This is a genomic window from Sphingorhabdus arenilitoris, from assembly GCF_042651485.1.
Classification (GTDB): domain Bacteria; phylum Pseudomonadota; class Alphaproteobacteria; order Sphingomonadales; family Sphingomonadaceae; genus Sphingorhabdus_B; species Sphingorhabdus_B arenilitoris.
On sequence record NZ_JBHSDH010000013.1, the window covers coordinates 1,293,397 to 1,312,991 of the forward strand.

General features: G+C 54.8%; 16 protein-coding genes. 1 reads left to right on the top strand and 15 read right to left on the bottom strand.

Annotation, left to right across the window (positions count from 1 at the left end):
• Positions 1 to 12: 12 nt before the first annotated feature.
• Entirely contained in the window at positions 13 to 2,883 is a 2,871-nt protein-coding gene (locus ACFOWX_RS10380) for a TonB-dependent receptor (protein ID WP_381423821.1), read from the bottom strand.
• Between the two features lie 160 nt (positions 2,884 to 3,043).
• On the opposite strand from ACFOWX_RS10380, the gene ACFOWX_RS10385 reads away from it, so the two are divergent.
• Positions 3,044 to 4,729, top strand: a complete 1,686-nt coding sequence (locus tag ACFOWX_RS10385) for a glycosyl hydrolase family 28-related protein (protein ID WP_381423822.1) — start codon at positions 3,044 to 3,046, stop codon at positions 4,727 to 4,729.
• A gap of 63 nt (positions 4,730 to 4,792) precedes the next feature.
• Here the strand turns inward: ACFOWX_RS10385 and ACFOWX_RS10390 are convergent, their stop codons facing one another.
• From ACFOWX_RS10390 to ACFOWX_RS10455, 14 genes are all read right to left on the bottom strand, one after another.
• Positions 4,793 to 5,542 carry a prepilin peptidase gene (locus tag ACFOWX_RS10390; protein ID WP_381423823.1) on the bottom strand — a complete coding sequence of 250 codons (750 nt, stop codon included), beginning with the start codon at positions 5,540 to 5,542 and terminating at the stop codon, positions 4,793 to 4,795.
• On the bottom strand, positions 5,539 to 6,255 hold the full coding sequence (gene gspN / locus ACFOWX_RS10395; RefSeq protein WP_381423825.1) for a type II secretion system protein N: 717 nt from the start codon (positions 6,253 to 6,255) through the stop codon (positions 5,539 to 5,541). The genes ACFOWX_RS10390 and gspN overlap by 4 nt, the downstream gene beginning before the upstream one ends.
• A gap of 11 nt (positions 6,256 to 6,266) precedes the next feature.
• Entirely contained in the window at positions 6,267 to 6,740 is a 474-nt protein-coding gene (gene gspM, locus ACFOWX_RS10400; RefSeq protein ID WP_381423827.1) for a type II secretion system protein GspM, read from the bottom strand.
• A complete protein-coding gene (gene gspL, locus ACFOWX_RS10405; RefSeq protein ID WP_381423829.1) occupies positions 6,737 to 7,864 on the bottom strand; it encodes a type II secretion system protein GspL in 1,128 nt (375 codons plus the stop codon). The genes gspM and gspL overlap by 4 nt, the downstream gene beginning before the upstream one ends.
• Positions 7,861 to 8,904, bottom strand: a complete 1,044-nt coding sequence (gspK, locus tag ACFOWX_RS10410) for a type II secretion system minor pseudopilin GspK (protein ID WP_381423831.1) — start codon at positions 8,902 to 8,904, stop codon at positions 7,861 to 7,863. Before gspK ends, gspL begins: the two co-directional genes overlap by 4 nt.
• Entirely contained in the window at positions 8,901 to 9,566 is a 666-nt protein-coding gene (gspJ, locus tag ACFOWX_RS10415; RefSeq protein ID WP_381423834.1) for a type II secretion system minor pseudopilin GspJ, read from the bottom strand. Before gspJ ends, gspK begins: the two co-directional genes overlap by 4 nt.
• Positions 9,563 to 9,937 (bottom strand): type II secretion system minor pseudopilin GspI, encoded by a 375-nt coding sequence (gene gspI / locus ACFOWX_RS10420; RefSeq protein ID WP_381423836.1) that lies wholly within the window; start codon positions 9,935 to 9,937, stop codon positions 9,563 to 9,565. Before gspI ends, gspJ begins: the two co-directional genes overlap by 4 nt.
• On the bottom strand, positions 9,927 to 10,424 hold the full coding sequence (locus tag ACFOWX_RS10425) for a GspH/FimT family pseudopilin (protein ID WP_381423837.1): 498 nt from the start codon (positions 10,422 to 10,424) through the stop codon (positions 9,927 to 9,929). Before ACFOWX_RS10425 ends, gspI begins: the two co-directional genes overlap by 11 nt.
• Entirely contained in the window at positions 10,396 to 10,842 is a 447-nt protein-coding gene (gene gspG / locus ACFOWX_RS10430; protein ID WP_381425007.1) for a type II secretion system major pseudopilin GspG, read from the bottom strand. The genes ACFOWX_RS10425 and gspG overlap by 29 nt, the downstream gene beginning before the upstream one ends.
• Before the next feature lie 48 nt (positions 10,843 to 10,890).
• Positions 10,891 to 12,114, bottom strand: coding sequence for a type II secretion system inner membrane protein GspF (gspF, locus tag ACFOWX_RS10435; RefSeq protein ID WP_381423839.1), 1,224 nt, complete (start codon positions 12,112 to 12,114; stop codon positions 10,891 to 10,893).
• Entirely contained in the window at positions 12,107 to 13,591 is a 1,485-nt protein-coding gene (gspE, locus tag ACFOWX_RS10440) for a type II secretion system ATPase GspE (RefSeq protein WP_381425009.1), read from the bottom strand. Before gspE ends, gspF begins: the two co-directional genes overlap by 8 nt.
• A gap of 80 nt (positions 13,592 to 13,671) precedes the next feature.
• Positions 13,672 to 15,879, bottom strand: coding sequence for a type II secretion system secretin GspD (gene gspD / locus ACFOWX_RS10445; protein WP_381423841.1), 2,208 nt, complete (start codon positions 15,877 to 15,879; stop codon positions 13,672 to 13,674).
• Positions 15,876 to 16,724 (bottom strand): type II secretion system protein N, encoded by an 849-nt coding sequence (locus ACFOWX_RS10450; RefSeq protein ID WP_381423843.1) that lies wholly within the window; start codon positions 16,722 to 16,724, stop codon positions 15,876 to 15,878. Before ACFOWX_RS10450 ends, gspD begins: the two co-directional genes overlap by 4 nt.
• A gap of 164 nt (positions 16,725 to 16,888) precedes the next feature.
• Positions 16,889 to 19,588, bottom strand: coding sequence for a TonB-dependent receptor domain-containing protein (locus ACFOWX_RS10455; RefSeq protein WP_381423845.1), 2,700 nt, complete (start codon positions 19,586 to 19,588; stop codon positions 16,889 to 16,891).
• Positions 19,589 to 19,595 lie beyond the last annotated feature (7 nt).

The following is a 19,595-nucleotide window of genomic DNA, read 5'->3' on the forward strand; positions in this document are numbered from 1 at the left end:
CCCGATATAACACTAGAAACGCGCCCTTAGCCCGACAAAATAACGCGTCCCCGAATAGTCTGTTTCCGCAAGACTATCGCCTGTTGGACGGTAAAATACATTGGGCTCGTCCAACAAGTTTAAGGCTTGGAACCTAAATTGCACAGCTTTGGTCAAATCTAAGCTCGCTGAAAAGTCAAGAAATCCTTGATCTGCCGTAAACCGGTTCGCATCGGAACGGAATGGCTTAAAATAATCCGAACGATATTTGTAGGCGACCCTCGCAGCGAATGGCCCTTTTTCATAGAATAACGTGGCATTGGCCGAATGTTTTGAATAGCCAGGAATATTTGCAGGCTCGGTGAAATCTGCCAATGCAAGCCCGTCGACCACAGTGGGGTCAGGAAATTCAAAGTTTGAATCCGCAAAATTATAGCTGGCCTGAAACCCTAAACCGTCCAACGGCGAGGGCAACCAATTTAACTTATGCTGCACACTAATTTCAAATCCGAAAAGCGAGCTTTTATCGTTTGAATTGACTGTGCGGCCAATCACAACATCCGTGGGCGCACCGTCCACATTCAATGTCAAATTACTGACATCGGTTCGAAACCCAGTTTGCAGGCTTTTATAATAAGCCGCAACCGCGATGGAGCTGGTCGGTGATGCGTACCATTCGAAGGAAATATCGGCGTTCCATGATTGCAACGGCTCCAAAAATGGGTTGCCGCTCGCGCTCACAATCGATCCAAGATCACCCAAATCCGCCGTATCGTCGAACGTCAGCGCCGCAGACATCGATTCCTGATCCGGCCGCGCTATCGCCCGATAAGCCGCAAAGCGCAGCAATTTATCATCCGCCAGCTCCAAGACCAGATTGGCGCTAGGCAGGATATTCCAAAAGCTGTTGGTTTCAACATTGATTGTCGGAACGCCGACCTCGGTCACTGTGATGGTGTCAGGATCGGGACCCGGGCTTGTTTCCAGCGCTGAGCTGATCCCCAGCGAGGTGATTTTGGTACGGATTGCCCGAATACCGAAATTACCTGTGGCGGGCAGCCCAAACATATTGGTGTCAAAATTGCCTTGCCAGTAGCCCGCAAATGTTTCCTCAGACACATCGGTATCCTGCGCCGATAATGTCGAGCCAGTGGGGAGCCCGGCATCAATATCACCGGTCAAAGCCGTGTATAGCGCGCGGGCATCCCATGTTGCAAATGTAAGGCCGCGAGCCGGGGTATCGGCTCCTGCAAATAGATCGCGGACGATGAAAGTGCTTTGCCGCGCTGCGATCGCTGCGTCGTTGAAATAGTTGCCGGGCAGCAGACTGACCTCTTCGTCAATTCCGTCATCATGGAACCGCGTCCGCTCACCATAGCGCACGCCCGCCTGAAGCGATGAAAAAAAGCCGTCCATTTGAAATTCGCCGTCCAACCGCACCGCAAAAATTTCGTCGTCAACATTTTCCAAGCGGCGGCGAGCTCGCGCGCCATTATTATAGAGAGCGTGGTTATTCAGGTCGAATGTGAGCCCGGTATTATTTTCAACCGGTGTCACGCTAGTGAATGTCAGCGACGGAATAAGCAAGTCGCGAGTATCAATCTCATACCGAATGCGGCTATTGGTCCGGATCCGCATATCAAGCTCATCCTGCCGCCGCTTGGTCTGGGAAAAACCGACATCGGCTGCCAATGAAAGCTTGTCGCCTGTCCATTTCACATTGCCGCCAAGCCCAAGATATTTTTCCTTGCGCTGACGCCAGACTGTCTGATTCTCGATCCGGCTTTCACCTGCCCAAGCCAGCAAAGCCCCGGTAGGCGAAATAGCGATAGGAGCAATATCGCGCCGGCCATCGGCAATCACGAGGTTGCCTCGCTCCTCTATATCGTCACGAAAGCTATATTGCGCATCGAAATTAAACTCGAGATCAGGCGAGGGCTGCCATTGAATCGCGCCCATAATAGCGCTTCGATCAGCCTCGGTTGACATGGCACGGTAGATATATTGGTTCGATACGAAATAAGTATCCGATGCCCCCGTGGGGGCACCCGATGAATCCGTCAAATAGGTGCAGTCATTGCTGCGGTCGACGCCCTCAATGGTATTGCATGGGCGAAATGTAGAGCTTGTTGTGTAAATGTCCTCTGGCGCTGTATCCTGACGCAGCTGACCACCCAAAACAATGCCGATTTCACCAATTGGCGTTGAAAATTGATCGACATAGGAACCAGTCAACCGGTAGCTGAGCGGCTTGCCGTCTTCGACGCGGTCTTCATAATCGCTATATCCCACCAGCCCTTGCAGCTGAATCCGGCGCTTGCCATAGTCCAATGGGCGCAAAGTCTGCAGCTCGATAATGCCGGACACTCCGCCTTCGATAAAGCTTGCCTGCTGCGTCTTATAAATCACCGCGCCATTTATAAGCTCCGATGGAAATTGCCCGTAATTAACATCGCGCCCATCGCTACCCGACGATACTTCGCGGCCGTTCAAGTAAGAAGAACCCAAAAAGGCACCCAGCCCGCGAACCGACAATTCAGATGCGCCGCCCTTGAACCGGTCAGATGTAACACCAACCACCCGTTCAAGCGTTTCGGCAACCGACAAATCGGGCAGGTCCCCAACCTCATCTCCGATAATCGCATCACCGATGACCGAAAGATTGCGCTTCGCTTTCAACGAGCTTTCGATTGTGCGCGAGATTTCACCAGTGACGACGATCACATCTTCCTCGGCGGGTGCAGCTTGGTCGTCGGCGTCGGCTGCGCTGTCGGTATCTTGCGCCATTAACGGTGCTGGAATAACCAACATAGCAGATAACATCAAAGCAGCCCTAAACGAACCCGCCCATATCTTTTTACCATTGCCTGAATTGTCACGACCTTCGACCGTATAAATTCGCACGAATCCCTCCCTCTTATTGTGCCTTGATTAGGCTTTTCTCCCTCAATCCGATATTGACACCGGTTACCATATAATTGACACCGGTGCCATTCAAGGTCAATAGCTGTATGGGATAATTTGAGAGATTATGTGCTACACGCAGCACAGAGAGGAAATTAAAATGTTGAAATATAACTATTTTCAATCAGCCGCTTTTCTAGCTTTTTGCGTATCTACAACGGCAGGAGCGCAGGAAGCGCCCCAGATTCTGGCCGACAAAAATGTTGCGCAGCAAAATTATCTTCCCGATTTTTCCTATGCTGGATATGAATTCGGTTTGGCCCCTGTTCCGAATGTTGAGCAAGTGATTAACGTTGCCGATTTTGGCGCCGTTCCCGATGATGAGACAGACGATAGCGCAGCGTTAAAAGCGGCAATTGCAGCGGCTTCGGAAAAAAACGGCGCTGTTCGTGTCCAAATGGCGGCTGGACGTTATATTTTAAGCGAAATTCTCTGGATCGAACGCAGCGATATCGTGCTTTCGGGCATGGGGAATGGCGATGGCGGGACGCAGCTATATATGCCGCGTCCGTTAAATCAGATTGATGACGGCGGCGCATTGAAAGAGGTTAGAGAATATCTGGTGGAGCTTGATAAGCGCGAGAAACAACCAGAGGCAAATTTGGACGTCATTTTTTCCGAATATAGCTGGAGCGCCGGGTTTATTTGGGCGCGGACGCCGGGCGGCCGCCATGCGACCTATTTGGAACGATATGACCGTCCTATCACAAAAATTGCCGATATTGCGGGCGGAAAGCGCGGAACCAAAGCGCTGCGTATGGAGAGCGTCAAGGGACTGGCCAAGGGAGACGTGCTGCAAATTCATTGGCATAACCGTGCGGGCCCCGATGGCGCGTTGGTCAAATCGCTTTATGGCAATACGAAGGAAAAAATCGGCGACCGCCATTGGACCATCGAGGACCGTCCCTTGGTTCGTCAGGCAACACGTATCGAGGCCATTAACGGCAATCAGATAATCATCGCCGACCCATTGCTGCATGATATTGACAGCAGCCTGCCTGCTTATTTCGCAGAATGGGACCATTTGAAAAATGTGGGCTTGCAGGATTTTGCGATGATATTCCCGGAAAATCCATATTTCGGGCATCATAATGAGTCTGGATTTAACGGTGTCTATTTTACCGGTGTGCACAATGGGTGGATCAACAACCTGACCATAAGCAATGCCGACAGCGGGATTATCACCGATGACCTCGCCAATGTCACAATTTCCAACATCATTACCAAAGGCGACCACCCGGCGCATTATAGCGTCCATGTTGGCAATGTTCATAATGTCCTGATCGACAATGTGCAGGTGTATAACCCGACCCGCCATACTTTTACTTTTAACACCCAAGCGACCAAGTCAGTTTACAAAAACTCCACCGCATGGACGACACCCAGCTTGGATCAGCATGCCGGTGCGAACCATCAAAATTTGTATGACAACATCACAATTCACCTAAGCGCAGAGGGAAAGACCGAGGACGGTACGCCCATGTTTGACCTGTATAAGGCAGGCGGCGCGGGATATTGGAAACCGGGCCATGGGCAATTTAACACGCAATGGAATATCAACATATTGGTCGATGGCGGCGTAGAGCCAGGCAAAGAGATTGTTATCCAGGGTACCGGTCAAGGTCCAGGAGCGCGCATCATCGGGATGCACGGCAACCGTCCAATCCGGCTCGATTACCGTCCCGATCCTTATGTTGAATGGTTGAATAAGCCGGTTAATTCGGTGCCATCGCTGCACACATATCAGCTTGAGCAGCGCAAAAAAGCAGCCAAGACTAAACCTTAAGCCCAACCTTCATTGGTCCTCGATCACCCCGCTTGCAGGATATTCGCTGCAAGCGGGTAACGATCATAACAGGACGGCAAATTGCACAGCAATCGCAGCGATACCGAGCATAGTGCCAAAGGGAAGCATCTTATCGGAAAATGCTGCATCTTTGCTGCGCAGCAAAAATAGCATCAATAGCCCCAATCCGCTGGCCACCAACAGCAGATATGGGATCGCCAACGGCGGCAACCACAGCGCAATCGCGCCAAATAATTTGGGGTCAGCAGCCCCCATGCCCTCTTTTCCGCGCAGCCATTTGAAACCATGACGCAGCAATTCCATTGCCGCAAAAGCACCTGCACCGGCCAATAACTGCACCGTCAACTGATATCCCGGAATCAGGGTATGTCCGGCCACCGGGCCAGCCACGGCCAAAAGCAGAATCAACCGGTTTGGTAACCATAAATGCCGGTAATCCAGAAAGATTAACGGCAGCAGCAGCCAGCCCATTATTGCGGTTGCCGCTGCTGGTTCCACTGGCAAAAATGCAAATGCCGCCGCCCCTATCAGCGCCGCCAGCATCTCTGCACCAAACTGGTCGCTATCCACTGCGCCGCTACAATACCTGCATTTGCCCTGTTGCAGGATGAAGGACAGCAGCGGGATCAATTCCATTGCGGATAATGTGCGCTGGCATTGGTCGCATTGTGACCGGCCCGTCATCACCGACCGGCCGCCGGGCCAGCGGCTACATAGCGCGCCGATAAAACTACCGAAAATTGCGCCCAATATCCCGCCCGCCAAAGGCAACAACCATGACGCCGCGATCAAAGCTGCCCCTTAACAGACATCCGGTAACCTTGCGCAATGGGCGCAAATCCGGCTGCGGTAAGCGCGAGGCCAACTTCGGGATTTTCATTTTGAATGGTGACCGTGACCACATAATCCCCGCTGGCCTGCAACCGGATCTCCGCCCGTTCGTTGGAAGATTGGCTGACCAGCGGCAGCAATAGCGCATTTTTATCGCATTTCGCTTGCCCCAAAAAACCGTTGTTTAAGCCAAGTGCGTCCAAGCTACCGGGCTTTAAGAGCATTCGGACCGATCCCGACGCCCGCCGGCACACGCCGCCATCAAAAGCCGCCGAAAATCCGGTCAGCTCCAAATGCGATAATGGCAGGCGCGCATCCACACCCTCCAAGGGTAACTGCCCATTCAGATCGGCAACATATCGTCCGCCAAAACCGGTGCCCACGCGCCCCTGTAACGGCTGCGCGGTGCCGTTTGCCATGGGTTCGAAATGATATTCGGCATGCGCCGTGAACAACGGTAAGATCGCCAAACCCGCTTGCATATCGCCTAGCGAAATCTGTCCCATTTTAATGCCCGCAATTTGTCCGCTCCAAATGGTGCCTGACGCTGCACGGGCGGTGAGCGTGCTCGACGATGGCAAAACCATATTAAGCGCAAAGCGCAGCGGCATAAACAATAGTAAAGCGCACAAGGCAGCGATTAAGCCCAGCAGGAATAGGCCCTTATGACGCATAATGGCCGCCATCATGATCCGGGCCGCGCCAAGGATGCCGTCATCGATATGGTGCCATCATTGGCGGCCTTAATGTCGATTTTCTGCACTACTATGCCCTGCGCCTCCCATCCGTTGAGCCATGTCATCAGCGCACGGGGCTTCGCCTTCGCCATCGCAATATCGACAATATCGGGACGCGGCGCATCCGCCCTGTCGAGCGCAAAGCCAGCCTCGGCTGCACTCTGCGCGATGATAGTCTGCAGCGGGCCACCGACGGCTTGTTGCACAGTTTTTGCCTTTGCCATTTCCGCGACCCGGCGCTCAATCTGTGCTCGGCGGTCAAGCGCAGCAAAATATTCTTCCTGTTTTGCGGTGATCGCATTTATCAGTCCGATTGCCGACAGGACGATAATCACCACCGCGCTCAATAATCCGGCGACGGCGACCAATATTTTTTCACGCTGGCTTAGCGTCTGAAACCAAGTGCTGACTGTTTCGATCATGGCACCCTCATGCTGATATCTGCCATAGAAAGGCCGCTCGGATCCTGACGCGGAGTGGCGGTTACTTTATAGCCTTTTTGCTGCAATATCGCCAATATCCGGTTTATGGGATCGACGGTCGGCGCAGCAACAGTGAAAGCCAAAATGCCATCCGCTGAATAGCGCATATCGCGCAAGCTTGCCCCCTGCTCTACCTGTAATTCGGTGAATAGCGCCGATGCGGGCGCGGTGAACGTCCGTCCAGCTGCACCTTTGCGGATCATGTCGCGGTCAAGCGCGGCAACGGCGCTGTCGACGTCGGAAATTTGTGGCAATGCTTTTTGTGCAGCGGCCAATGCGCGTTCATTTTCGCGGTCAACCGCGCGGTCAAATTGCCAATAGGTCGCGAGCGCAAGCAGCAGGCTCGCCGCAATGCCCGCCGCCGCAGTCCAGCCCAATATTCGCCATTGCCGGGCATCTATTCCGATGCGGCTCTCTTTCTTCGCGAATATACCCTTGCGCAGGTTAATGACCGGCGCCCCAAGCGCCGCCGCCAAATATTCGGCAAGCTGCTTTGCATCCAGCCTGATGATAGCATCATCGTCGCCAGCCAGCAGGCTGCGTAGCGCTGGTTCGTCGGGAATAATCATCCGAACCCCGCGCAGCACCGCGCCAGTGCCAGCAAAATCGGCTTGCACAAATCCGGCCTCGGGCTCTGGCAAAGTAAGGCCGCATGGCATGATGATATCGGGATCAAGCCCATATGCTGCCAGCCGTTCCAGCGCCCATTTCATCTGTGCGTTATTGATGGTGACGGCAATCACATTGTTCGCCCCTTGATGCGCGGCGACAAGATGCAGGTCATCGGACTGACCCAGGCTATCGTCGGATAGCTTCAGGCACGCTGCGGCTTCGGCCTGACGCGGTGCCAAATCGCCCATGTCCATCCACCGCACAACCGTTTGCGATGCCGGCAGCAACGCCAATATGCCTGCATCGCTGTCCAATTGCGGAAAAACCAGAGTTGGATCGTTAAGGTCGGCAATACCCTGCGCTGAAATCGCGCCATTGTCCGCTTTCCACCAGGGGAGTTGGTCCCGCCCATCTTCGGGCAGAAAGACAATCAGGCCATTGGTGAAGCTCATATCGGTTCACCCCAACTGCGCGAGACAATATAAGGCCGCACTGCGCCGCCATTGGGCGTTGCATCGATCAGCGCCCCGCCCTCCAGCTCCACATCCTCCGCCCGGATTTTCAGCTGCAATTGGAAAAATCTGCTTTTCAACTTCACCTGTCCTTGTACCGCCGCAGAGGGGTTGATCGCTGCCAACGATGGTGTGCTCCAGAATCGAACCAAGCTGCCATAGCCATTTGCGGGGCGTCTGGCGAGGATCGCTTTTGCGTCGCCGATTGAAACGGTGCCGTCAAACAACATTGCAAATAAAATTGCTTGGTCGGGCGACAATGTATTGATATTTATCTCCGTCGGTCCCGCCGCCGGCACAGCACATACCCAAGGCGCAATCCGCGCATAATAGGCCGCCGTCATGCCTTTTACGGCCAACAGCTCGCTACGGTCGGCCATCCATTGATTGGCGGGCAATGCGGCATTTTCTATCCCGCGATAATGGCTATCCTCTGCGCCCGACGGTAAAGGCTGATCATCGCTGTCAATCCAATCCGCCGCCGACTGCGCTATCGCCTGCGCTTCATTTTCCGGAACTTGCAGCATGGTCATCAATCGGGCGAATTGCCCCATGCTGGCCGGATTGGCAAAGCTGCTAACCGGGCCTGTTTGTTGGGGCGGCGTAACAACTAAGCTATTCAAGTTAAAACAATTATTGGCATCTTTGATCCGCGCCGTGGCAACGCCGCGGTCGGTCGGAATTGGTATTTCGCGGTCGAGCCAGCCGCCCTCTAGCGTCAATTGTTCCGGCTCCCGCGCAAGCAAATCCTCGATCCTCGACATAGCGATGGCTTCGGCGGCATAGCTATAATAACGGGCCTGCGTCATCGCGGCTCCATTTGTTGCCAGCCGCGTTGACAATTGCAGCCGGTCGAGCGCCGTCGCAGCAATCACCGACATGACCGCAACCAACAACAATACCGTCAGCAAGGCCGCGCCGCGCTCGCTGTCGGGCGGTGTTTTCTGAACAGCCAGCTTGTTCTCAGGCGGGGTCGTCATCGTGCCGCTCCCGCCGCCCCTGGAATTTGCGGAGCCGGACGCACCTGCGTTCCCACCAGCAAGACAATGCGATATGCCGGGCGCAATTTGGGGGTAATGGTCAATTCCACAGCGCGGGGCAAAGCCGCTGTATCCGACGCGCTCCAATCGCTTCGCCATTGGCCGCCATTGTCGCGGTAGCGCACCGTAACGGATTGCAGATCGTCCAAAAGCACCGCCGGTTCCAATGCCGTCCCGCCATCCGGCGCCGACCATGCGGTACGCCTGAACGCGCCATTGACAAAGCTGTAGGCCACACGCCCAATCGCCGAGCCGCCAGCAGCAGCCGGAAGGCCCGTACGCGTGAAAGCGAAAAGGGCCTCCGCTCCTCCGGATCCTATAGGCCCGGCATCGGCACCGTGAACGAAGGCAGCGCGGTTATTGCCGCTATTGTCCCTGACTTGCCGCGATATTGCCTGCGCGAGATCAGCCTCCAACAAGTTGGCAGTTCGCATCATGTCGCTATGCTGCGCCAGCCGGTTTTTAATCGCCACCTGACCATCGGCGCTGCTGCGCAGCAAGGCCAAACCTGCCACGGAAATCAGGCTGAAAATAAACAGCGCCACGAGCAGCTCAACCAGCGTAAAACCATTGGTCGGCTTGATGAATGAACAGCGGGTCACAGCTGCACCGGCCTAGCGATTTGCAGCCGCGCCCGGCGGCCATCGGTGCCGATTACGATAATATCGATCCGGACGATCCGGCTATCATCGGTTTTCTGCGCGCCTTGTATCCACCTGTAACTGCGACCCGCATTTTCGTCTGTGCCGCCGCTTTCGCCAAGTACGGGGGGCGACGGATCGGACAGCAGCAATGCCGCGCGGTTGCGTGCCACTTGCCATGCCATATCGTGCGAGATGACATCGCTGGCCGAACGCAGCGTAAAGGCCTGAAGCCGTATCAACGCCAACGCGGCTAGGCTGAAAATCGACAAGGCGACCAGCACTTCGAGCAGCGTAAAGCCATTGGCAGACGGGCGTTTTTTATTCGCCAACACGAACGCTCCCGGCGGCGCTGACATTGACCGTCAATGCCGCGCCATCATTGACAAGCTGAAACCGGGCGGGAGCAGAGGGCAAGCCCGTCACGTCAAAGACGAGCCGGTTCTGCCTTGTTGCCGTAGCGCCTGATCCTGATAGCCTTGTGCCATTGGTCCAATTGACCTGAGCAAAGCTTTTGCCCGCAGCGGCTTCCCACGCGCCGCCGCTGCGCCGTTCAAAACCATAGCCCGATGGCCGAATCCATATTGCCATAGGGCGGGATTCGAGCACTGCCTGATCCCGAAGCGCGGCGATCCGCGCCGCAAGCCGTTCGCCATCATCGCGCAATTTCGCCTCGTCTCCGGGAAGCGACAGCACAACCGCAGCGGCGGCCAGCCCAATCAGGAACACCACCACCAACAGCTCGACCAGCGTAAATCCATTTGTTCGAATAGAAGGTGAGGCTGAGAATCTAGCCGCTGTAAATATCCGCATTTTCATTCTCACCGCCCGGCGCGCCGTCGGCACCAAGCGAGTAAATATCAAATCCGCCGTTACGTCCGGGATTGCTATATTGATAGGGGCGGCCCCATGGGTCATTGGGCAGTTTTTTGATATAAGCGCCGCCCGCTCCGCCGCCCGCAGGGGGCGCCGCCAGCGCTTGCAGGCCCTGCCCCGCATCGGGATAGGCTGCGTTATCAAGGCGGTAAATTTCCATGGCTTGCGACAAGGTTGCAATATCGGCCTTGGCCTTTTGCACCATCGCCTTATCCTGATTGGGTAGGACGGCGAGCACCACGATCGTCGTCAGCAAACCGAGGATGAACACCGTCACCAACATTTCGACGAGAGTAAAACCATTAGCCTTCGGCTTTACCCTCTGCTGATTTTTCACGCGGCGATATTTCGGGTCGGGCATGCGCATATCGGTGAACAAGTTAAAGATCATTTTCAGCGTCAACATTCCTTAAATCCCCGCAAGATTCTGCAATTGTAATATCGGCAGTAATATAGACAAAATGATGACCGCGACCAGCCCCCCCATAATCACGATAATCGCCGGTTCCAACATCGACAGCGCCGCCGAGGTGAAATTGTCAAATTCCCTTTCGAGATAATCGGCGGCGCGTGACAGCATCATGTCGAGCTGCCCGCTGCTTTCCCCGCCAGCGGTGAGATACACCAGCAGCGGAGGAAACACGCCGCTCGCCCGCATCGCTCCCGACAAGCTGCCGCCGCTGCGCACGGCCTCTACCATATCGTCATTGGCATGACGCAGCACGCGGTTCGATACAGTCTCACGCGTCAACTTCAATCCTTCGAGCAGCGGCAGGCGGCTTGCCACCATCGTCGCCAATGTCCGGGCCAACCGCGCCGCATTCAAATCGCGCACCATCCGGCCCACTAGGGGCAGCTTCAATATCATCCGGTCAGTCGCCAACCGAAAAGCATCCTTGCGCAAAGCCAGCGTGAATGCCGCAGCTGCCAATGCGATCAAGATCAGGATAATGTTATAATAAGCCGCCAGAAATTCCGATATTGCCATCACCACTCGGGTGACAGTAGGCAGGCGTTCTTCCACGCCGTCAAATTGTTCGACGATGCGCGGCACAACCGAGACCATAAGCCCGGTTACGACCAATATCGCAACCAACGACAATATGATTGGATAAGCGAGCGCAGATAATAATTTTCCGCGCATTGCCGCCTGCCTTTCGAGCAAATCGGCAAGGCGTTCCAATATATCCGGCAAGCTGCCCGAGCTTTCGCCTGCCGAAATCATCGCCCGGTATAAAGGCGGAAAGCTGCGTTGTTCGCGCCGCATTGCTTCTGACAGGCGTTGACCCTCTACGACGCCGGCATGAGCATTGCCGATGATATTGCGGACATGTTCTTTTTCGCTTTGCCGTCCAATGGTGCGCAGCGCCTCTTCCAACGGGCTGACCTGCGTCAATGATGCAAGCTGCCGAGTGAATAGCGTTAGCTGCTTGGAACCCAATCGCTTGCTGCGGTTGCCAAGCGCAAAGGCGGGTCGTTTCTGGCTCTCCGATTTTTTCGCGGGTTCAACTTGGACAACATATAACCGCCGGTGTTCCAGCTTCTGCCGCGCATCACTATCGTTGGCGGCGCTGATCCGTCCGTTTTTCTCCCGCCCTTTTTCATCAATGGCGCGATAGGCAAATTCACCCATTTTCGTCCACCGATTCCCGCCGCGAAATGCGCACAGCTTCTTCCGGGGTTGTCTCCCCTGCACGGACCAGCTTGCGAGCGGCCGAGTTTAGGCTGGGTTGGTTCATAAAGGCGTGCCGTGCAATCAACGATTCGTCCCCGCCGCTGTTAATCAATTTGCGGATTGTATCATCAATCCGAATGGCTTCAAACACGCCAATTCGCCCTTGATATCCAGTGTTTTTGCACGCCTCGCATCCCTTGGCCTGATATACGATCGTGCCTTTATCAAAACCCAACAGGGACGCAACACTACCATCGGCCTGCACCGGTTCGCGGCAGGATTGGCACAGCCTGCGCACCAACCGCTGCGCGATGACCGCGCGCAAGGTGGAGGCCAACAGAAAAGGCTCAATCTTCATATCGCGCATCCGTGTGATCGCACCGATGGCATCATTGGTATGAACGGTAGACAAGACCAAATGCCCCGTCAGCGCAGCCTGAACCGCAATTTCGGCGGTTTCGCGGTCGCGTATCTCGCCCACCATCACGACATCGGGGTCCTGCCGCAATATCGCCCGCAGGCCCGCAGCAAATGTCATGCCGACCTTGGCATTGACTTGCGTTTGGCCTACACCCTCAACCGCATATTCAACCGGATCTTCGACCGTCAATATATTGCGCGTACCGTCATTCAATTCCTTCAGTCCGGCATATAATGTTGTCGTCTTACCCGAACCTGTGGGACCGGTAACCAGAATGATGCCGTTGGGTTCCGCCAACGCTTCGGCCATAACCTGCCGCGCATTGTCCGACATTCCGAGCAGGTCGAGCGAGATGAAGCTGTTATCCTTATCCAATATCCGCATCACCACGCGCTCGCCCGCGCTGCTTGGTAAAGTCGATACGCGCACATCGACAAGTTTGCCGCCCAGCGTAATCCCGATCCGCCCATCCTGCGGTATGCGGCGTTCGGCAATATCAAGCCGCGCCATCACCTTGATCCGGCTGACCACAACCGGCGCAACATGAGGCGGCATACGCAGCCGCTCCTGCAAAACGCCGTCGACGCGCATCCGGACAACAAGCCCGGTTTCATAAGGTTCGATGTGAATATCCGACACACCCTGCCGCACCGCTTCTGCGATAATGCCGTTAATCAGGCGAATGGCCGGTGCATCATCCGCGCTATCCAATAAGTCATCGGCGGTGGGCAAGTCGGCGGTCAACAGGTCGCGATTATCACCGTCTGGATCAAAAGCATCGGCCATCGCGGCGGCGCTGCCATCCATGGCGTAATGATCGGACAGGTAGGCGTCAAACTGCTTATCATCGGCCATTTGCACGTCAAATGGCATATTCAGATAACGGCGCACCTCCAACAGCATGACGGGGTCTGCGCCGCTGCGCATGGCAACCGCAATCCGGCCATTTTCTTCGGATAGCAGGACAAAGCCATGTTTGCGGGCAAAGGCATAGGGCAAATCCACAATCGGCATTACAGCCTGTGGCAATGTCTCCGTCACCGGCGGAATATCATTCTCGCCCGCCGCCGGATCGTCATTGCCCCTTTTTATTTTCATTCATCCCCTCCGGACGGCGGAACATCAACCGGAATTATGGGCGATGCAGGGGGCGGGGACGGCAAACGGTCCGACGCCCCGATTAACGCATCATTGGGTCCAACAACGGCTCCCACTGGCGGCACTGTGCCCATATAGTCGCGCACCAATTGGTCGAGCGAAGGTTCCTGATCTGGGTTACGCAGCAACTGCATTGACCGGGCATAATTATAACGCCGCGCCGTTACCGCCTGCCCATCGGCATTGGTCCGCAATACGGTCGGACGAATGAAAACCACCAAATTGGTTTTCGAACGCGACCGGCTTTTCGATTTGAATAAATTGCCGATCACCGGCAAATCGCCCAGGAACGGTATCTTCTCAATTGTCCGCCGCTCATCATCATTCAGCAACCCGCCGATCGCCATGATTTCGCCATCCTGCGCCACCATCGTGGTTTGAAATTGCCGTTTGTTGACGATCAAGTCACTGGAGCGCGACGACACGGGACCTGCGACGCTCGACACTTCTTGATTGATATACATGGTGACTTCGCCATTATCGTTGACCTGCGGCGTTACCTCCAATTTGATACCGACCTCTTGGCGCTGCACCGTGCGGAAGGCATTGTCGAAATTATTCGATAATGCCTCACCGGTGCTCACGGGGATTTCCTGACCAAAGAGGAATTTCGCCTGCTTATTATTCAGCGTCGTTATATGCGGTGTGGCGAGCAAGTTGCTATTGGTATCCGATTGCACCGCATTGATAATCGCGCCGAAAATATTGCTGCCTGATTGCACCGCAAAGCCGCCCAGCCCGCCGGTAACGCCCAAAATCGAAGCGGCCGCCGCTTCTTGTAAGCTGGTGCCCAGCGCGCTGCTTGTTGTCGTGACGGTCGTGGTGCCGTTTACTGTAGTTGTCTGCCGGTTAAGCTCCTCTGCGCCCAATGCGCCTGCGATGGTCAATATGTTGGGCTGCGCATTGGAATAGCTAGTCGACACAAATGGCGCATTTTCGCCCGCGAAAAGGAACTGCACACCCAAACGCTTGGCCGCATCGTCGCCAATTTCAACCACAATGGCTTCAATAACCACTTGCGCAGGGCGGTCATCAATCTGCCGGATCAGCTCGCCAAGCTGGCGCTGCACATCGGGGTTGGCTGCGATGATCAACGCATTGACGCCTTCATACCGGGTCACGATGACCGGACCGCGCTTTGCAATACCCCCGCCGCCATTGCTGCTGACCGCAACCGGGCCGCTGGTAACGGGCGCAGCGCTGGTTTGTCCGGCCTGTCCATTACTGCCCGACGCTTGCGTGGTAGGAGCAGTCGAAACGGGCGTAATTATTTGGCGTGAATTGGCGTCGCTGCTGGCGCTTTCCTGCCCGCCGATCAACGCCTGGATCGTCGGCAATAGCGTGGCGGCATCGGCATGCTGCAAATTATAGACACGGATTTCCGCCCCGGACTCCGCCCGATTATCGAGGTCGCGCGCCATGGCGGCAAAGCGCGACACCGATGTTGGATCACCGCGCAGCGCAACCGAATTACTGCTGTCAAAGGCAACGATTGTGACCGGCGCGGCGGCTCCCTCGCCGCCCCCTTGTCCAGCAAGCGTTTGCAATGAGGTTGCAATTTCGCGCGCACCGGCATTTTTTAGCGGAACGACCTGTGTCGCCGCACTGTCGCGGTCAATTTGCCGGATCAAATCGCGCATCCGCCGGATGTTATCGGCATAGTCAGCGACGACCAGGCTGTTGGCATTCCTGTTGGCAGTGATGGAACCTTCGCGGCTGACGAGCGGGCGCAATGTTTCGACGGCCGCCGTGGCATCGATGGAACGAAGCCGGAATACTTCCGTGACAAACTGGCTGGCTGTCGTGTTTTTCGACCCAACTTGCGTCGGCTGCGTCGCGGCGCCATCGGCCAATTGTATGCGGTAGCCTCCTCCGCGCATCGGAATCGCCACCAATCCGTTGGCACGTAGGGTGGATAGGAATACCTCAAAATATTCTGATCGCGATAATGGCCGATCGGTGACAACCGAAACTTTGCCCTGAACCCGGCCATCAACAATGAAGGTCTTTCCGGTGACGCGGGCAGCGTCCTGTACAAAAGCCCGAATATCGGCCTCGCGCACATTCAGTTGATATTGCGCTGCAGCGGGCTGTGCCAGGGTCAACGCACCAAGCGCTGCGATATGAATTAGAAATTTTTTCATGGCTTATCCAAAATGATCGCCACGGGAATTTTCTGTCCGCCGCGTTCAATCTGCACCGATAGCCGCGAACCCGGACTAAATTGAGAGGCAAGATCAGATGGCGACGTCACCGGTTTCCCGTTCACGCTCGTTATTATGTCGCCGCTCTGTAAACCGGCTGCGCGCAAAATAGAACCATCGTCTTTTGCCGACACGACAAGTCCGGTAATTTTTCCGCCATCACTGCGCGGCGCAAGCCCCACATTTTTGGCAAGATTATCGGCGGTTAAGGCCACCGGTGCCTTGGCTATCGCCGCCTCCGGTGTAGGCTGCTGTTCCGCCGCCGCCACCGGTGTGACATTTTCAGCCGGGACGGATTGATCCAGATATAGTTTTTCAAGGGTGCCATTATTACGGATAACGACATGATCGAACGCGACGGCGTGTAATGTCACGCCCGGCATGATTTCCTGTCCCACGGCAAAGCTTTGCTGCACGCCTTCGGGATCGGCGATAATAGCCGACCCGCCGCCCGATGCCTCATTGCTCCTGATACCAAATAAGGTGATGGACAGCGATGTGATGACTTCATTGCCTTCATTGTTTGCCGAGGTAACGGCATTGCTATTCGGGAAAAATGGATCGAAGCTGCCAAAAATCTGCTCCCGCGCCGATGCCGACATTACTGGCGGGACGGGTGCTTGCCAATTGCCCAGCGGGGCAACGGGCGTTGCCAATGTCCAAAATAGCCGGGCTAACTGGATGATCAAAAAGAGCGCCAGCAATGCTAGAAAAAACGAAAAGAGGTTAGGACGCGGTAACCGCTGCCGCCAATGTTCCACCGCCTTCATTAAGGTTGTTGCCACGAATCAGACCCCTATTATTGTATCTGCGCTAGGTCTATACGATTACGGCGGCGTGACGACGAAATTTCATAAATGTGACAGTCTGTGGCGGGCGGTGCGGGGAGGAAGCGCACCGCCCTGGGAGAAGCTACTAGGACAGCCCCAAACTGAGGCCGTCCCAAAGATTAGAATGTGATCGACAAGCTAGCCGAAAATGTCCGGCCGACATTATACAGATTGTAGAATATCTGATTGTCGCCGTTCTGTTGCAATTCCTGATATTTGGTACCGGTCAAATTGCGCGCCTCAAATTTCAACTCGGCTTCTGCTCCGGCAATTTTGATGCCTTGGCGCATTACGAAATCAAGCTGAATGCCCGGCTTTTCGAAAATATCCGGTTGCAAAGAGGCACCGCGCGCAGTCACCCGATTGCTCGCATAGGAAAATAGCAATGTCTGCTGCGACAATTTATCTGTATCCTCCAACCCTAGCTGGATATTCACCAGATGGTCCGATTGCCCGGTCAGGGGTTCGCCATCGCGGAAGAAGTCGCTTGCGCTTGTCGACGCGCTTGCGAACACTGCGACCGGATCGTCTGCATTCACCGAAATATTTGATTTGGTATAGGTATAGTTACCAATCACAACGATCCGGCGATTATCCCAAAATGGACTTTCGCTGTCGAAATTGAAATATTTCTGTGTTTCCAATTCCGCGCCATAAAGATTGGCTCGCGGCGCATTAGCGAAGCTGGAGATAACAGTATTGTCGCTGAAACTAGCAAAAGTTTCGATCGGGTTATCGATCCGCTTGAAGAAGCCAGTAAGCGAAACGCGCTCATCCCTGCCCAGATAATATTCCGCGCGTCCTTCTACGTTGAACAACTCACTATCGGTAAGGAGCGGGTTCCCACGGAACTGACGGTTTGAATCCGGGTCAAAATAGGTCTGGAAAATTAACTCGCGAAATTGCGGCCTTGCAATTGTTTTCGACGCATTCAAACGGAATTGAAAATCGTCACCTACCTTATAGGTAATGGTTGCAGCGGGAAGCCAATAATCATTGTTCAAATTTGTGCCCGCTAGGGAAGCCGTCGGCACATTAAACACTTGAACCGGCGTAACAGATTGTTTCGCCGTTTCATACCGGACGCCGACATTCACGCTCAGATCATCGGTAACATCCGCCTGCAATTGCGCATAAGCACCGTGATTGCGAAGCGCCGCATCAAACACGGGGTTGGCTTCATTGGTGTCGATCAATGCAATGCCAAATGCGTCTATTACCGATGGTTGAAGCAGCAAGTCGGGGCGGAGCAATGCAACGCCTGTTGGCAGGCTGCTGGGTGCGGTGAAGAGAAAATCACGCCGTTCGGTCCGCCTGCTGGTATCAGCATAGGCATAGCCCACTGTTCCGGTAATCGTCGGCGCAAAACGGTAAGACAGATCAACGCCAGCCGAATAGAGATCTTCGTTCAAATCACTGAAGCTGACCGACGCGCTGCCTTCCTGGCCATTATTCAGGCGGTTGATGAAAAATTCACCGAAAGGATCGGTTGGTGAGTTGCTGCGAAAATATTCGAAGCTAAATTCATTGGGAGCTTCGCGCTGCGAGTTGGCATAGCTTGCCCGAACATCGAGTTTCACATCGTCGATGGGACGCAATTCTGCAACCAACTGCGTATTGATCAATTGACGTTCAAACCACGCCGTGTCTTGTTGTTGCAACGTCGCAGTTGGCGATGTTGTTTCGCGCGTACCGATGCCGATACGAGCCTGTTTCAATGTGTCGCGAATGTAGACATTGGTCCAACGCAGCTTATTGTCGCCAAATTCCAAACCAAATCCCAGCAGGCCGTTGACGACGATGCGGTTGTCGGTAATGACACGGCGGAAATCCAATTCAGTCTGCGACAATTCGGTATCGGCTGCGGTTTGTTGCAACGTGTCGCGGGTGCGTAACTTATTGCTATATCCGGCGGTCGCGATGATGCCCAGACGAGTATCGCCTATATCGATAGCAGTGCCGGTGCTCAGCGATCCAGAGAAATTGGGTGCCTGATTGGGCACAGATTGAACGATGACATCGCGGCCACGGACCAATTCGCCCGCAATCGCCTGAGTATCAACCGAACCAAGACTGATGCGTTCCCCGCTCGCGAGAAATGCCGACAAGGCGGGTGCCAAATCACGGTTACCATTGTCAAATCCGGTCCAGTCTGAACTGCTGCCAAAATAGGTATAGCCAAGCTCATTGGTCGATTCAGTGTCCCAGCCAATGCCTCCGCCAAACGTAACAAATGTTTCCTCCGGAATCGCCTTTGTGGTCAAATTGATCACACCGCCGCCAAATTCACCGGGGAAATTGGCCGAATAGCTTTTCTGGACCAGAGAAGAGGCAATCACGCTTGTTGGGAAAAGGTCAAGCGGAACAACTCGCTTCAATGGTTCCGGGCTAGGCAATGGCGACCCATTTAACAATGCGAGCGAATAACGATCGCCCAAACCGCGCACATAGACAAAGCCGTTACCAACGACGCTGAGGCCCGTTACGCGGCCCAATGCGCCGGCAATATCGCCTTCGCCTGTTCGTTCAATATCTTCGCTCGATAAAACGGAAACGACTTGCGGCGTATCGCGTACCGGATTGGTCCGGCGTCCGCGCACAATAATTTCAGATTCAAAACCGCCGCCGGGTACGGAGACATCGACCTGGTCCTGCGCGTCGTCGGACGCGGTATCTTGCGGTTGTTCTGCGCTTGCATCCGCATCCGCCTCTGCTGCAGGCTCATCCGCCTGTGGTGCCTCTTGCGCCAACGAGAGCGAAGGAAAGGCGATCGCGGTCGATAGCAGCAATAGCGATTTAAAGCCTGACAGCTTCAACATAATATAA

Coding starts and splice junctions, on each gene's coding strand:
- ACFOWX_RS10385 (WP_381423822.1), top strand. CDS start 3,044: ATGTTGAAATATAACTATTTTCAATCAGCCGCTTTTCTAGCTTTTTGC.
- gspN (WP_381423825.1), bottom strand. CDS start 6,255: ATGCGTCATAAGGGCCTATTCCTGCTGGGCTTAATCGCTGCCTTGTGC.
- gspM (WP_381423827.1), bottom strand. CDS start 6,740: ATGATCGAAACAGTCAGCACTTGGTTTCAGACGCTAAGCCAGCGTGAA.
- gspL (WP_381423829.1), bottom strand. CDS start 7,864: ATGAGCTTCACCAATGGCCTGATTGTCTTTCTGCCCGAAGATGGGCGG.
- gspK (WP_381423831.1), bottom strand. CDS start 8,904: ATGACGACCCCGCCTGAGAACAAGCTGGCTGTTCAGAAAACACCGCCC.
- ACFOWX_RS10425 (WP_381423837.1), bottom strand. CDS start 10,424: ATGAAAATGCGGATATTTACAGCGGCTAGATTCTCAGCCTCACCTTCT.
- gspG (WP_381425007.1), bottom strand. CDS start 10,842: ATGCCCGACCCGAAATATCGCCGCGTGAAAAATCAGCAGAGGGTAAAG.
- gspF (WP_381423839.1), bottom strand. CDS start 12,114: ATGGGTGAATTTGCCTATCGCGCCATTGATGAAAAAGGGCGGGAGAAA.
- gspE (WP_381425009.1), bottom strand. CDS start 13,591: ATGCCGATTGTGGATTTGCCCTATGCCTTTGCCCGCAAACATGGCTTT.
- gspD (WP_381423841.1), bottom strand. CDS start 15,879: ATGAAAAAATTTCTAATTCATATCGCAGCGCTTGGTGCGTTGACCCTG.
- ACFOWX_RS10455 (WP_381423845.1), bottom strand. CDS start 19,588: ATGTTGAAGCTGTCAGGCTTTAAATCGCTATTGCTGCTATCGACCGCG.